Genomic DNA, 14,229 nt, shown 5'->3' with positions numbered 1-14,229 from the left:
TAAACTGGTAGTGTCGAAGGGAACAAGGGAGTGATATCGTGGAGTCATTGATGGACCGTATGGCGTTTTTGTTGCGTTTTTTCCGATCTCCCCGTATGATCGGCAGCATCACCCCCAGCTCCGCTCACCTCGTTGGGGCCATGCTCGATCCCATTCCGTGGGAACGGGTCAACACAGTGGTTGAATTGGGAGCGGGAACCGGGGTGATCACCGAAGCGTTGGTTCAACGGATCCGTCCGGAGACCCGAGTCATCGTATTTGAACAAGATTCCCAGTTGCGGGATTTGCTTTTTCACCGTTTTCCGTACCTTCATCATGCCGATCATGCGGAAAAATTGGGTGAGGTGTTGGAGCGGTACGGGATCCGACAGGTGGATTGCATCCTGTCCAGTTTGCCTTTCACCAATTTTCCGAAAAGAATACGGCAAGTCATCTTGAATGAAGTGACGGAACGGTTGGCACCGGACGGTATGTTTGTCGCCTACCAGTACACACTGCACATGTTGCCCCTTTTGCGGGAGCGATTTCACCACGTCTCGTTCCGGTGGGTCCTCTGGAATTTGCCGCCCGCTTTCGTCTATGTATGCAGCAAACCCAAAACACAGGAGAAGGAAAAGGGAAATAGATGGGCAAATTTGAATCCATAGCTGTGAAAGATCATCTGGCATGGGCGGAGAATGACAAAGGGTAGTGGTTGGAGGGGGGAGGCCGGATGGAAATGCAAACAACGGTGTTGATCGTTGACGATGAGCCGGACATTCGGGAGTTGATCCGTCTTTATTTGACAAATGAGGGGTATCACGTATTGGAAGCGGCCGACGGTCGGGAAGCGTTGGAACTGACTCGTCAACACACAGTAGACCTCATGATTTTGGATGTGATGATGCCGGGGATGGAAGGGATGGAGGTATGCGTTAGAATCCGCAAAACACAGTGGATGCCTATCATCATGCTGACGGCCAAAACGGGAGACTTGGACAAGATACAGGGGTTGGCCGTGGGAGCCGACGATTATGTCACCAAGCCGTTCAACCCCTTGGAACTGGTGGCGCGGGTCAAGTCGCAGTTGCGCCGATATAAACAATATACCAACGCCGCTCCTGTACAAAAAAATCTGCTTTCCATCGGCGGGGTGACCCTTCATCCCGAGAAACGCCAGGTGTGGGTGCACGGTCAACCCGTTCACCTGACACCGCGCGAATTTGATATAGTGGCATTGTTGTTCCGTCATCCCGGAGTGGTGTTTCCGTCGGAAGAAATCTATGAACGGGTGTGGGGGGAACCGATGCTGACCTCCAACAATACGATCATGGTACATATTCGAAAAATTCGCGAAAAGATCGAGGATGACCCCAAAAACCCCGCGATCGTGCTTACGGTTTGGGGGGTGGGATACAAGGCAGCAGCCCATTCCCATCCAGGTCGCGATGAATGAGCCGAAACGGCGGAAATGCCATCCTGTGATCCGTTGGCTCAGAAAAATGTGGTCCCGCCTGCGAACCCGGATGATCGTCGTATTTCTGATCAGTTTGGCGGCCATGTTGGTAGGGGGAACGATCGGGGAGGAGCTTACCTTCAAAAAGACGCGTTATTACTACTACCCGAGAGCAGAGGAAATGACCCAAATATTCTTGTCACATTACGCCCGGAAAATGTCACAGATCCGCCCCGCCAAGCGAAACGCATGGTTAAACAGCCTCGAACCAACCAGCCGGATGAAACTGCGCATATTGGATCAAAACGGGAACCCGCTTTACCAGTCAGCGCATGCACCCAAGAGAAGAGAGGACATCCATACCCTGTTTTTACGGGCAAAGCGTCAATCGGATCTTTCGAGTACAAGTGGCGGCGTACGAAATTTGACGTTTATCTATCCATTCTATCTCGATCATCGACCGGTCTATTTTGTGGGCGATTGGAAGGGAAACGGGCAACCGGTCCGTCAGGGAAATCCGTTGATGAGTTTTTTCTCCGGCATTTTGTCTTTCTGGCTTGCGTACCACTTGCTGACCAGGGGAAAACTTCGGCAGATTGCCGCAATGTCCCGTGGTGTCCAGGAGATTGCCCGAGGCAGGTGGGAAACGCGCGTGCCGGAAAAAGGCGACGATGAATTGGGTATTTTGGGCAGACATATCAATGAAATGGCAAGAAAGCTGAAGGAAAGCCGGGAGAAGGAAAAACGCTTGGACGCACAGCGCCATGAGTTTATTACCATCATTTCCCACGATCTGCGAACGCCGTTGACCTCCATCATCGGATACCTTCTCTGGATGAGGGACCACCCCGACATGTCCGAAGCAGAGGTTCGCCGTTATGCGGGTATCGGGCTTTCCAAAGCCCAAGGCATGAAGCGGTTGATCGAGGATTTGTTTGACTATGCCAAGTGGACGCATCATCAAGCACCGATCAGGAAAAACCGTCTGTTTTTCAACCGATTGATCGAGCAGCTGGCAGAGGAGACAAATCCCCTCGCCGAACGGGAACAAATGAGTATCCGGCTTGATTTGTGCGAAGACCCGTTGGAATTGGAAGGCGATCCCGACTTGTTGGTGCGGATGTTGGACAATGTCTTTCACAATGCGCTCCAGCATGGCATCCAACCTGGCGAGATTGTGGTGTCCACGGCAAGGGAAGGGGACATGGCCGTTTTGATGGTGAGAAATATGGCTGATCCCTTGCCAAAAGAGACACTGAACCGATTGTTTGACGTATTTGTCACCGGGGAGCGATCCCGATCACGGGGATCGGGTGTAGGTTTGGCCATCGTCAAGATGATTGCGGAAATGCACGGGGGATACGTGACGGTCATACAGGATCAAGGGAGTCTGATGATCCGGTTTCGCCTGCCACTGTTGCGTGGATGAACATACCAATCCGAGTTTTCGGATGGGGAAGAAAGCTGATATCGGTGAAACGAGTGGGGACGCAAAGTAATTGAATTGTTGACGGGAAACCAAGCAAATGCTAGTTTTTGAAAGATATTTGACTGTTAACGGGGTTTGCATTCAGGGGGCGAGCACGTTACACTGTTTGAAAGGAAGCCGCCATCGAGGGAGGAAATTACAGCATGCGTCTGCGCTCTTTTCAATTATCCGATGCACACGATGTGTCAGAAATTTGGAAACTGAACACATCCGCCGAGCCAGAAGCGGAAACACTGCAGGTACTCGCACAGCAGTTGGCTCGTGACCGCGATCTGGTGCTGGTGGCGGAAGTGGATAACCGGGTGGTGGGTGCGATCGTTGGCGTGCAGGATGGAACCAGTGGCTTTTTCTACTGTTTGGCTGTTCATCCTTCTTATCAACGCCGGGGAATCGGTCGCAGTCTCATCCGCGCTTTGGAAGAGCGGTTACGCAAAAAAGGGGTCAAACGGTTGTGGATCACAGTGGATCCCGGCACGGAAAAATTGCTTCCGTTCTATCAGCATCTGGGTTATAAAAATACTTGTTCCAGTATGATGGAAAAGGATTTATTCGAAGAACGCATCGAATGGCGAAAACAAGCTTAAACGGGCTTATTTGAATTTCATTATCCATACAATATTCAACCCGATGAGTCTGTCCGAGCATTCGGACGGACTTTTTTGTTTTCCGGAAATTTTTTTAATTTGGAGCAGGATTGAGGACAAAAATGGCCAATTCTTTATATGGGAGGTGGAAAAAATGGGGAAAGGGCAAAAGGCCTGGTTTGAACAAGTGGCACATTCGCTGGATCCGGTATTGGTTCATGAATTGAGACGCCTCCGGGAACATGATGATGACAAAGCAACGGTTCCGGTGATTGTCCGGTTGAAGAAGGATCTGGAAAATGAGAAAAAAGAGCATCTTCTTCAGCTGTGCCAAGAAGGGGAATGCAACGCCGTTCACGGTGAGTTGGAGCTGGTGCACGGGTTATATGGCAACCTTCATCCCGAGACCATTCGGCAACTGGTGGAACATGAAGCGGTGGACCGTATCTTCCATGACCGGGAAGTGCGGGCGTTTTTGGACGTAGCCACCCGATCCATCGGTTCCCGCGATGTGCAGGCAAAACTGGAATACACGGGTAAAGGTGTCACCATCGCCATCGTGGACACCGGCATCTATCCGCATGCGGACTTGACCCGCCCCAAAAATCGCATCCTGAAGTTTGTCGACTTGGTAAACGGAAAAACCGAGCCGTACGACGATCAGGGACACGGGACCCACTGTGCGGGAGATGCAGCCGGAAACGGTTACCAGTCGGAAGGTCTGTATACGGCCCCTGCACCGGAAGCCAACCTGGTTGGCGTCAAGGTATTGGACGGAAACGGCAGCGGTCAATTGTCCACAGTGATCCGTGGGATTGAGTGGTGTGTGAAAAACAAGCAGAAGTACAACATTCGTGTCCTTTCGCTTTCTCTGGGCGCGCCGGCGTTTGAATCGTACCGGGACGACCCGGTGGCTCAGGCCGTGGAAAAAGCGTGGCACAGCGGTATTGTCGTGTGTGCGGCCGCAGGCAACGAGGGACCGTACCCGATGACGATCAGCACGCCTGGTTTGGACCCGATGATCATCACAGTGGGGGCGGCGGATGACCATAACACCGTCACGCGCGGGGATGACGAAAAAGCCTCCTTCTCCAGCCGCGGCCCGACCATCGATCAACTGGTCAAACCGGATGTGTATGCGCCGGGTACTGATATCGTCTCTCTGTCCGCGCCGGGTTCGCAGTTGGAAAAACAATTGCCGGAAAACCGTGTGGGAGAGCATTACATTCGTCTGTCCGGCACTTCGATGGCCACACCGATTTGCGCCGGCGTCGTGGCACAGCTGCTGGAAGCCAATCCGTATCTGAGCCCCAATGACGTCAAGAGTATCCTAATGTCCACTTCTCAGGAAATGTCTGGCGATCAAGCTGGCTATCTTGATGTACGTAAGGCGGTGGCGTTAGCCAAGAAGTATCTGGAGTTCCAAAAACCGACGGTCTCCCATATGTGAGTTTTGGTCAAAATAAGATGGCCCATTGATGGTACTGTCTCTGATCGTGAACATCAAGCGTGTTTTTCAGAAATGCTGGAACGACAGTAGACGGGTTCTCGGATGGGACCTGATCATCAGATTCTCCCTCTGCTTAAGGGCAGAGGTTTTTTTTGTAAAAAAAGCGAGGAAATCAAGTCCTTCAGGGTTGGAATGAAAGCGGGAGTCGGACGCGGGAGGTCTTCAGTCCTCTAGGGCGTGTCTGGTCTATCCGTGAGGATTCAATGATTTCCCAATTGGACGACTGACCAAGCCGGGATGAGCGAAGACCCGGAAAGCGCAGAAGTGAAATCGCGGGCAACTTCCTCTTAGCAAAGTGTACTTTCCCCGCGTCCTGCACTCCGGGTCAAAGCAGTGATGAACTGTTTCCTTTCAATTAATGCCGTTGTTCGGGTGAAAAGGAGGTGATCACGATGGCCAAGTGGTTGCACAACGCATTTCAAGCAAAAAACCGGGATACCCTCGTTCGTTGCCACGCCGGATAAAGAGAGAAGCCCATGACGACCAAAGGAAGTGCTTCTGGTTAGCCATGTGGAGCAAGTCACGACTTGACAGTGGTTGTAAATGTGCCGCCCAGTTCTTTCGAGCGTTCTTTGGCACGGAAAATGGCCGATTGAACCGCCTTCTCGAATTGATACTGGCGGAGCGTTTCCAACCCGGCCATGGTTGTGCCGCCGGGAGAGGTGACTTTGCGCCGAAGTTCCGCCGGTTCCTCTTCGGTTTCCATCAGCATGTGGGCCGCTCCCAACAATGTCTGCAGCGTGAGTTGCCGTGCAATGTCCGTGTTGAGGCCGGCTTCGACGCCTGCTTGTTGCATCGCCTCCACCATGTAGTAAATATAAGCGGGACCGCTTCCGGATAAGCCCGTAACCGTGTCCATGGCTTCTTCCGGCACCTCCACAACGATGCCGATCGCTTGGAACAGGCTGCGTGCCGTTTCCATGTTTTCACGTGTGGCCCAGCGTCCTTGACAGATGGCTGTTGCCGACAGTCCAATCGTACAGGAGGTGTTGGGCATGGAGCGGATAACGGCGGTGCCCTCCTTCAGATGGTGCTCGATGAACGCGGTGGAAATGCCGGCTGCCACGGAGATCACCAAGTGATCGGTACGGATCATGGGGCCCCATTGAGTGAGCGCGTCAGGGATGTCTTTCGGTTTGGCGGCAAGTATGACGATATCCGATTGGAGAATGGCGTCTCCTTTGTTTTCGGGAATCTGGACACCGTACTCCCGGTTCAGGTATGCTAATCGCGCGCGGTTTTGCCGGTTGATTACCATGATCTGTTCGGCTTCGGCCATGCCCTTTTTCAACAACCCGGCAATCATGGCCTCCGCCATCGATCCCGCTCCGATAAAACAGTAACGAATTTGGCGTTCCATCATGATATCCTCCTTTATTCAGCCGAAAAATAAAAAACCCCTTCCGTCCAAGGACGAAAGAGGATTTCTTTCGCGGTACCACCTTGATTGGCGCCCGTTGGCGCCCACCTCTGCCGCGGCGTGTAGCCGCCAACCTTGATAACGGAGCGTGCTCCGGTTCCGGTTCGTCACCGTCCGCTACGGGGGTGGGTTCGGGTCGGCATCCCGGCGGAGCCTTTCAGCCAGTGGGTTCCGCTCTCTGAGACGGTAGCACGGCCTTACTGGCCCCCGTCATCGCGTTTATGTAAATGCGATCCTGTATTTTTCCATATATTATGAACGGGAATGAAGGAAAATGTCAAGGGGAATAAATGATTAAAAAATGAAAGATCTGGACGGTTTTCAAAGATTTTGTGTTTTCTTGTTTTACTATTCGTCAAATTTGGCAATAAAGAGAATGGATGGAGAGGGATCAGCATTGAAAAAAGGTGACGTCGTACGCATTGAAAGTCGGAAACATGACGGCAGTCTGCATCGTGTGTGGAAGAAGTCCGTGGTACTTTCCCCTGGTGAACCACTCATTCTCGCAAACCATGATGTTGAAGTCGTTGAGTCCGACGGACAGGAGTGGGTTTCTCCGGGACTGGCGATTTGCCAGTTTCATAGAAATGAGTGGTTTCATACGATACTACTGTTTGATGAACGGGAGAAGCCTTGCCAATACTACACCAACATCGCGTCACCCTGTCGAATCGAAAACGGTGTGATCTCTTACATCGACTACGATTTGGACATGATCGTCGATATCGACTTTCGGTATCGTTGGGTGGATCAGGATGAGTTTGAAGCCAATCGGCGGAAAATGGACTATCCGAAAGACGTTGTTTACGAAGTTGAGCGGGCGGTTAAGCGTTTGGAAGAACGGGTCAGGCGTCGGGAAGCGCCGTTCACTCCGTCATTTGTGAGAAAGTGGTATCATCAATATCTTCTTTTCAAAAAAAAATACGATTGATGGAGTGAAGTGAGACCAAATGGAGTGGCGCAGTACCCGTTGGTTCCGTTGGATCCGCATGATGGTGATGGGTGTTTTGGTGGCACTGGCCGTCAATCAATTCGGCGTTGCATTATCCGTCGTCAACGGGACCTCGATGCAGCCGACACTGGAAAACGGTGACCGATTGCTTGTCAACAAATTTTCCTTTTTGTTTGAGAAGCCGAAAGTGGGGGATGTGATCACCTTCGAAGACCCGTCACAAAATGGACGATATCTGGTGAAACGGGTGATTGGCATACCTGGAGACCGGATTGAGATCAAAAATGGCGCGGTCTATCGAAACGGGAAACGGGTTAACGAACCTTATGCGAAATGTCCGGTGGAAGACGGCAATTTCGGACCGATGACAGTCAAACCGGAAACCGTGTTTGTCATGGGAGACAATCGACAACGGTTTGCAAGCAGAGACAGTCGCTACGAGAGCGTCGGTTTGGTACCGTACCATTTGATCGACGGAAAAGTGGAGTTGATCTTGTACCGACCTTCATTGGAAGCCTTTTTGTGATAAAAGGGAAACATAGGAAGGGGAATCAATTTGCAATAATAGCAAAAGTCAAAAAGAGTTCACAAATTGATTTCCCGAAATTCGTCAAATGGCTCATAATAGTGAAAGTGTGAGCTTTCCGATTTGGAAGTATACCAAAAAACAAATGAGGGTTCGAGAGGGGATTTTTTCCGATACCCCTGGGAAATTCAGGGGCTCTTGAAGACTTTAAGAAAATAAAGAGGAAAAAAATCAAAAGGAGGAACTGTTCAATGGATCTGCTGAACAAAACGCGACGCATTTCGCGCATTCTGCAAAAAAATGTCGGTCATCACTTGGTTGATTTTGACGATGTGGCACAGGCATTGTGCGACGTCATCCAAGCCAATATCTATGTGGTTAACCCAGACGGTAAATTGCTGGGGATGGCCATCAACCACGAGATCGAAAACGAGCGCATGCAGCAATATCTGCGGGAACGGCAATTCCCGGCCGAGTATGCCCGCTTGCTGATGGAAGTGGAAAAAACCACGGCCAACATCAGCGTGGACAGCCCGTACACGGCTTATCCGACGGAGATGAAAGACATGTTCCGCACCGGATACACGACACTGGTGCCGATCATCGGCGGCGGTGATCATTTGGGCACGCTGGTCTTGTCCCGCCTGAATGAAAAATTTGTTGATGATGACCTGATTCTGGCTGAGTACGGCGCAACCGTTGTCGGAATGGAAATTCTGCGCGAGCGTGCCGGCCAAATCGAAGAAGAGGCGCGCAGCCGTGCGGTGGTGCAATTGGCGATCAATTCGTTGTCTTTCAGTGAATTGGAAGCAGCCGAGCACATTTTCAAAGAGCTGGACGGCAACGAAGGTTTGTTGGTGGCCAGTAAGATTGCCGATCGCGTCGGCATTACCCGTTCGGTTATCGTCAACGCGCTCCGCAAGTTGGAAAGTGCCGGTGTGGTAGAGTCGCGTTCGTTGGGGATGAAAGGAACCTATATCAAGATTCTCAACCCGAAACTCTTGCCGGCCCTGGAGAAAGCCCGCCATTGAGGCGTGACAGGCTAAAACGGCTCTGTATGGGGAGAACCCCATCCAGAGCCGTTTTCCGTTTTCAGACATCCCCTGTCATCGAATCGTGAGGGAATGGGAGGCATATATTGCTGGGAGGGGGATGGCTTCGGTGAGCGTGAGAAGGCCAAAACGTGGATGGCGTTGGTTGTTGTTGGGCGTAGCCATGACGATCGGTGTGTCGGTCAAAGGGGAGGTACCCATTCTGTCTTCGATCATGATCCGACAGCCGGAGGGTATAGAGATGAAGCAGAACAAATGGAATGAAATCGACGGGATCATGCAACAAGCTGTGGAAAAAGGAGTGATTCCCGGAGGTGTCGTGCTGGTGGCCCGAAACGGTATGATTGCCAAAGTGCAGGCATATGGTTGGGCCGCACGGTATCGGGAAGACCGAAAAACCCTCCTGCCACAAGCAGTCCAAGCCACGACGAATACCGTTTATGATGTGGCTTCGTTAACCAAATTATTCACGGCAACAGCAGTGATGCAATTGGTTGAACAGGGGCGGATCTCGTTGGATGTACCTGTGGTACGGTATCTTTCCGATTTCACCGGTGAAGGAAAAGAATCCATCACCATTCGTCATTTGCTTTCCCATACGAGCGGATTGCCGGCCAATTTGCCGTTATACAGAACTCCCGGCCCACCGGAAAAACGGTTACGGGTGGCAATGGAGGCAAAACCCGTAGCAACTCCCGGAACCCGATGCATATACAGTGATATCGGCTATATGGTGTTGGGCGAATTGGTTCATCGTGTTTCGGGAAAGTCTCTGGATCAATATATGCAAGAGCAAATCCTGCAACCACTCTCCATGTCTTCCACTGCATTTCGGCCGCCAAGCACATGGAAAGCGCGGATCGCGCCAACTGAGGAGCAAACCGTTCCTTCGCGCGGTCTCGTTTGGAGCGAGGTACACGATGAAAACGCCTGGGCGTTGGGAGGAGTGGCGGGGCATGCAGGATTGTTTTCCACGGTAAGTGATCTCGCGCGGTTCGGTCAGATGTTTTTAAACGAAGGATCATTGGATGGAGTGAGGGTGCTTCACCCGTCATCCGTTCGGGAAATGTTCCGGTTGCAAACACCCGGACTTCCCCATGCGAATCGCGGTCTTGGGTGGGAGCTTCATCAACCGTGGTATATGGGAGAGCATGCTGATGGGAAACGGGCAGGCCACACCGGTTTTACGGGAACGTCCATCGTCTTGGATCGGGAGACTGGTTGGATGCTCATTGTTTTGACCAATCGGGTCCATCCCACGCGAGAAGGACCATCCATCTCCAATATGCGCAAACGGTTGGCCGATGCGGTGGAAAAGATCATTGAACAGTAAGGAAGAACAAAGGGGACAGAGCTTTCGCCACTCGCCAGTCCTGCATCTTTTTGGTATAATTCATTTGACAACCTGTGATAATTTACGATCCGAAGCGGATGTCAGTCTGTTGACATGCTGGCTACCCCAACATATCCTATCGTTCAGGAGAGGATTGCATGGGCAGTATTCGGAGGTATCTCCGTTTTGTACGGCCCTATCGGAAGCACATTGTGTGGACGATGGTGGTCGGCATATGCAAATTCGGGATTCCCTTGTTGCTGCCATTGGTTCTGAAATATGCCGTAGACGACATATTATTGGTCCAGCTGCCCGCAGAAGAGAAAGTCAGACGGTTACTTTGGCTGTTGGCGGGGACTTTTCTCATTTTCACTTTCATTCGTTATCCAATTGAATATTACCGGCAATATTTCGCCCAATGGACGGCGAGCAAGGTATTGTTTGACATACGTAACCGGTTGTTTGATCACCTGCAAAAGTTGTCATTGCGGTTTTATCATAATCAGAAAGTGGGACAGATTATTTCCCGGGTAATTCACGATGTCGAACAGACAAAAGAGTTTGTCGTGACCGGGATGATGAATGTTTGGCTGGATTTGTTCACCATTTCGTTTGCTGCAGCAGCGATGGCGTGGATGGATCCGTTGATGACAGTGATCGCTTTATCTGTGTTTCCCTTGTATGGCGTGGCGGTCAAATACTTTTATCAGCGCCTGCGCCAGCGGACCAAACAGCGTTCCCAGGCGCTCGCTGAGCTGCAAGGGCATTTGCACGAACGCATTCAGGGGATTTCCGTTATCCGTGCCTTTCACTTGGAAGCGCATGAACAGAGCCAGTTTTTACAGCGCAATAGGCATTTTCTCGATAAAGCATTGGCCCATACCCGTTGGAACGCGCAAACATTTGCAGTCATCAACACCATCACCGATTTGGCTCCCATTTTGGTCATCGGATTTTCCAGCTATTATGTCATACACGGTCATATGAGTATCGGGGAAATGACCGCATTTTACGGATACGTGGGATTGATCTACTCCCCGATCCGCCGGCTGGTCAACGCATCCACCACATTGACCCAAGCATTGGCATCGATGGATCGTGTGTTCGAGCTGATGGACGAACCGTATGAGATTACGGACCGCCCTGACGCTGTCCCTCTCTTACAGGCCGAAGGCCGCATCCGTTTTGAAAACGTGACATTTCGTTATCATGAACATGCTGATCCGGTGTTGACCTCAGTTGATTTGACCATTGAACCGGGGCAGACCGTCGCCTTGGTCGGTCCCAGCGGAGGGGGTAAATCCACCATTGTTTCGTTGATTCCCCGTTTTTATGACGTTCAAACGGGGAGTGTAAGTGTAGACGGCAGAGATGTACGAGATTGGACGCTGGCCAGTTTGCGCAGTCACATTGGCATGGTGTTGCAGGATAACATTTTGTTCAGTGGAAGTGTGTTGGATAATATCCGGATGGGACGACCGACGGCTTCCTTCGAAGAGGTGGTGGCCGCCGCGAAAGCAGCCAACGCACATGATTTCATCATGGAATTGAAAGACGGATACGAAACAGAAATCGGGGAACGAGGCGTCAAACTGTCCGGTGGACAAAAACAACGCATTGCCTTGGCACGTGTTTTTTTGAAAGACCCCACCATTCTGATTTTGGATGAAGCGACGTCCGCATTGGATTTGCAGTCCGAACGCCTGATTCAGGAATCGCTGGATCGGTTGGCGAAAGATCGCACGACCATTATCGTGGCGCATCGTCTCTCCACTATCACCCATGCCGATCGCATCTACTACATTGATGAAGGACGGGTGAAGGAATCGGGCACGCATGAGGAGTTGATGTCCCTCGGCGGGAACTATGCAAGATTGTTTGCCATGCAGCATTTGGAGCGCCACGAGAAAACGGTCAGTCGTTGAAGAAAAGAGCGCCCATCGTGAGACGGAGGGGAAAGTAGTGAGAAAGAGATTCCGGGTTCGATATGAATGGGATATCGTGTCCATCCGCAGTGAAATTCGGGAGATTGCAGGCCAGGTGGGGTTTGATGAGCTGGATCAGGCACGGATCGTTCAGTCGGTTTCCGAATTAGCCCGGAATGTGGTTCACTATGCGGAAAAGGGACTGATACTCGTTGAGACCGTGGAACGGGATGGGAAAGAAGGATTGCGTATTTTGGTGCAGGACTTGGGTCCCGGCATCACGGATATGGAAGAAGTGTTTCGTAAGATGGATACCCCAACCGTCACTGAAAATTCCGGCTTGCAACAGGTGAGAAGTTTGATGGACGAATTTTCGATTCAATCTGTCGAGGGCAAAGGTACTTGCGTGGAAGTAATTAAATGGCTGAAGACGGCGAAAACGATTCAAGACAGCTGATTTATCGGCGCTGCAATTTCCACTTTTACTCCGAATGAGGAATCGGAGTATCTGGGTGGACTTGACAGCGCCGATGATGTTTGATTCAAGCAAAGCGCTTTCACGGTGGATTTATCTATGTTTCCATATTATGAACCTTTGTGGAGTGGCCTTGACGCCTTTCTTTTTGATCAACTAAAATGGGGATGACATCCGAGACTTGCTTTCTCATTGCCAACTTATTCCTGTTGTTTCATGAATGATGGATCAACTGATGTAAAGCGTTTTCCCGCTGTGGCTTCGCGTCGAATGGCGATCCGGGTGGGGGCGGAAGCGGTTCGCCATCCTCCTTTTTTTTGCCCGGACGTGTTCTTCCGACGCCGGATGTATAAGTGGGATTCATTGAAACGGATACTATAGTTAACTCGTTTTGTAGGGTCACGTAAAATCGGCAAGCAACCACAGTTTTCGATACAGCTCTACCAAAGGGCCGGTCTTGATGCTTTTACGGAGCCCGGTGGCGGGTCCGAGCCGGCGCCACAATTACGTAACATCATCGCTGGCGAAGTCCGGCCAAATGAAAGGGGGTCTGCGCTGTGGAACGACCGTTGACACGTGAAACGTCCGTCGATCCCATCATGTCGTCCGAAGCGTTTACGGCGACTCCAAGCAGAGCGACATGGCGAGATTATCTCAACATCACAAAGCCCGGTATCAATGTCTCCAATCTGTTGGCGGCGTTTACCGGGTTTTGGTTGGCCGGACCTCGTTCGCTTGACCTCACTTTGCTGTTCTTCACATTATTGGGAACCGCTTTGGTCATCGCCGGGGGATGCACACTTAACAATTTCATCGATCGGGATATTGACCCTTCGATGGCACGAACCCGTAACCGCCCCGTAGCTGCCGGACGAATCGCTCCTTCTACCGCTTTGTGGATGGGCATCGTGCTGACGGTGGCCGGCATCTCAGTATTGGCGCTGGGAGCCAATCCGTTGGCGGCGGTTTTGGGGATGATTGGCTTTTTTGTGTATGTTATGGTTTACACTGCTTGGCTGAAACGGACGACGACGTTGAACACAGTGATCGGTGGAATTTCCGGTGCCGTACCGCCGATGATCGGTTGGACGGCTGTAACCGGCAATGTGGATCTTCCCGCTTGGATTTTGTTTCTCATCTTGTTCATGTGGCAACCGCCGCATTTCTTGGCATTGGCCATGCGAAAAGTGGAAGATTACCGAGCTGCGGGTGTTCCGATGCTTCCCGTCGTCCGTGGTTTTATGGAGACCAAACGGCAAATCATGGTGTACGTGGCAGCGATGATCCCGTCATCCCTCTTCCTGTACCATACGGGGGTCGTCGGGAAGATTTACTTTGTCACTGCCATCGTTCTCGGGGTCATCTACTTGGTTTTGTCGATCGCCGGCTTCTTTACGAAGGACGATGATCGATGGGCACGGCAGATGTTCTTGTATTCATTGGTTTATTTGACGGCCATCCTCTTGGTGATGATAGTGGATAAAGTGCCTCCCGTCGCCGGATGAAGGCGGCGGGAACGCATCCACCA

13 protein-coding genes are annotated in these 14,229 nt (G+C 51.4%); 12 read left to right on the top strand and 1 reads right to left on the bottom strand.

What is annotated here, in order from left to right:
• The first annotated feature begins 38 nt into the window (after positions 1-38).
• From KI215_RS13580 to KI215_RS13560, 5 genes are all read left to right on the top strand, one after another.
• Positions 39-647 (top strand): class I SAM-dependent methyltransferase, encoded by a 609-nt coding sequence (locus KI215_RS13580; RefSeq protein WP_212773234.1) that lies wholly within the window; start codon positions 39-41, stop codon positions 645-647.
• 71 nt (positions 648-718) lie between these two features.
• The gene (locus KI215_RS13575; protein ID WP_212775206.1) at positions 719-1,435 is read left to right on the top strand and encodes a response regulator transcription factor; all 717 of its coding nucleotides are present in this window, start codon (positions 719-721) and stop codon (positions 1,433-1,435) included.
• Complete coding sequence (locus KI215_RS13570) at positions 1,428-2,864, top strand: HAMP domain-containing sensor histidine kinase (protein ID WP_212773233.1); 1,437 nt, start codon at positions 1,428-1,430, stop codon at positions 2,862-2,864. The genes KI215_RS13575 and KI215_RS13570 overlap by 8 nt, the downstream gene beginning before the upstream one ends.
• A 203-nt stretch (positions 2,865-3,067) precedes the next feature.
• Entirely contained in the window at positions 3,068-3,508 is a 441-nt protein-coding gene (locus KI215_RS13565) for a GNAT family N-acetyltransferase (RefSeq protein ID WP_212773232.1), read from the top strand.
• Positions 3,509-3,662: 154 nt separating this feature from the next.
• On the top strand, positions 3,663-4,958 hold the full coding sequence (locus tag KI215_RS13560; RefSeq protein WP_212773231.1) for a S8 family peptidase: 1,296 nt from the start codon (positions 3,663-3,665) through the stop codon (positions 4,956-4,958).
• 580 nt (positions 4,959-5,538) lie between these two features.
• Here KI215_RS13560 and proC read toward each other — a convergent pair.
• The gene (gene proC / locus KI215_RS13555; protein WP_212773230.1) at positions 5,539-6,378 is read right to left on the bottom strand and encodes a pyrroline-5-carboxylate reductase; all 840 of its coding nucleotides are present in this window, start codon (positions 6,376-6,378) and stop codon (positions 5,539-5,541) included.
• A 457-nt stretch (positions 6,379-6,835) separates the two neighbouring features.
• Here proC and KI215_RS13550 point away from each other — a divergent pair, with 457 nt between their 5' ends.
• The 7 genes from KI215_RS13550 (at position 6,836) to cyoE (ending at position 14,206) form a co-directional block, all read left to right on the top strand.
• The gene (locus tag KI215_RS13550; RefSeq protein WP_212773229.1) at positions 6,836-7,369 is read left to right on the top strand and encodes a DUF402 domain-containing protein; all 534 of its coding nucleotides are present in this window, start codon (positions 6,836-6,838) and stop codon (positions 7,367-7,369) included.
• A 19-nt stretch (positions 7,370-7,388) separates the two neighbouring features.
• Positions 7,389-7,916 (top strand): signal peptidase I, encoded by a 528-nt coding sequence (gene lepB / locus KI215_RS13545; RefSeq protein ID WP_212773228.1) that lies wholly within the window; start codon positions 7,389-7,391, stop codon positions 7,914-7,916.
• Between the two features lie 251 nt (positions 7,917-8,167).
• Positions 8,168-8,947 (top strand): GTP-sensing pleiotropic transcriptional regulator CodY, encoded by a 780-nt coding sequence (codY, locus tag KI215_RS13540; RefSeq protein WP_212773227.1) that lies wholly within the window; start codon positions 8,168-8,170, stop codon positions 8,945-8,947.
• Positions 8,948-9,077: 130 nt separating this feature from the next.
• On the top strand, positions 9,078-10,301 hold the full coding sequence (locus tag KI215_RS13535; RefSeq protein WP_212773226.1) for a serine hydrolase domain-containing protein: 1,224 nt from the start codon (positions 9,078-9,080) through the stop codon (positions 10,299-10,301).
• A gap of 158 nt (positions 10,302-10,459) precedes the next feature.
• Complete coding sequence (locus KI215_RS13530; RefSeq protein WP_212773225.1) at positions 10,460-12,226, top strand: ABC transporter ATP-binding protein; 1,767 nt, start codon at positions 10,460-10,462, stop codon at positions 12,224-12,226.
• Positions 12,227-12,263: 37 nt separating this feature from the next.
• Positions 12,264-12,683: an anti-sigma regulatory factor gene (locus KI215_RS13525; RefSeq protein ID WP_212773224.1), complete on the top strand. Its 420-nt coding sequence runs from the start codon at positions 12,264-12,266 to the stop codon at positions 12,681-12,683.
• A gap of 575 nt (positions 12,684-13,258) precedes the next feature.
• On the top strand, positions 13,259-14,206 hold the full coding sequence (cyoE, locus tag KI215_RS13520; RefSeq protein ID WP_246512124.1) for a heme o synthase: 948 nt from the start codon (positions 13,259-13,261) through the stop codon (positions 14,204-14,206).
• The last annotated feature ends 23 nt before the right edge of the window (positions 14,207-14,229 follow it).

It is taken from the genome of Polycladomyces abyssicola (genome assembly GCF_018326425.1).
Classification (GTDB): Bacteria; Bacillota; Bacilli; order Thermoactinomycetales; family JIR-001; genus Polycladomyces; species Polycladomyces abyssicola.
The sequence above is the reverse complement of the archived record's forward strand: the minus strand, read 5'-3'. Positions and strand labels throughout refer to the sequence as shown.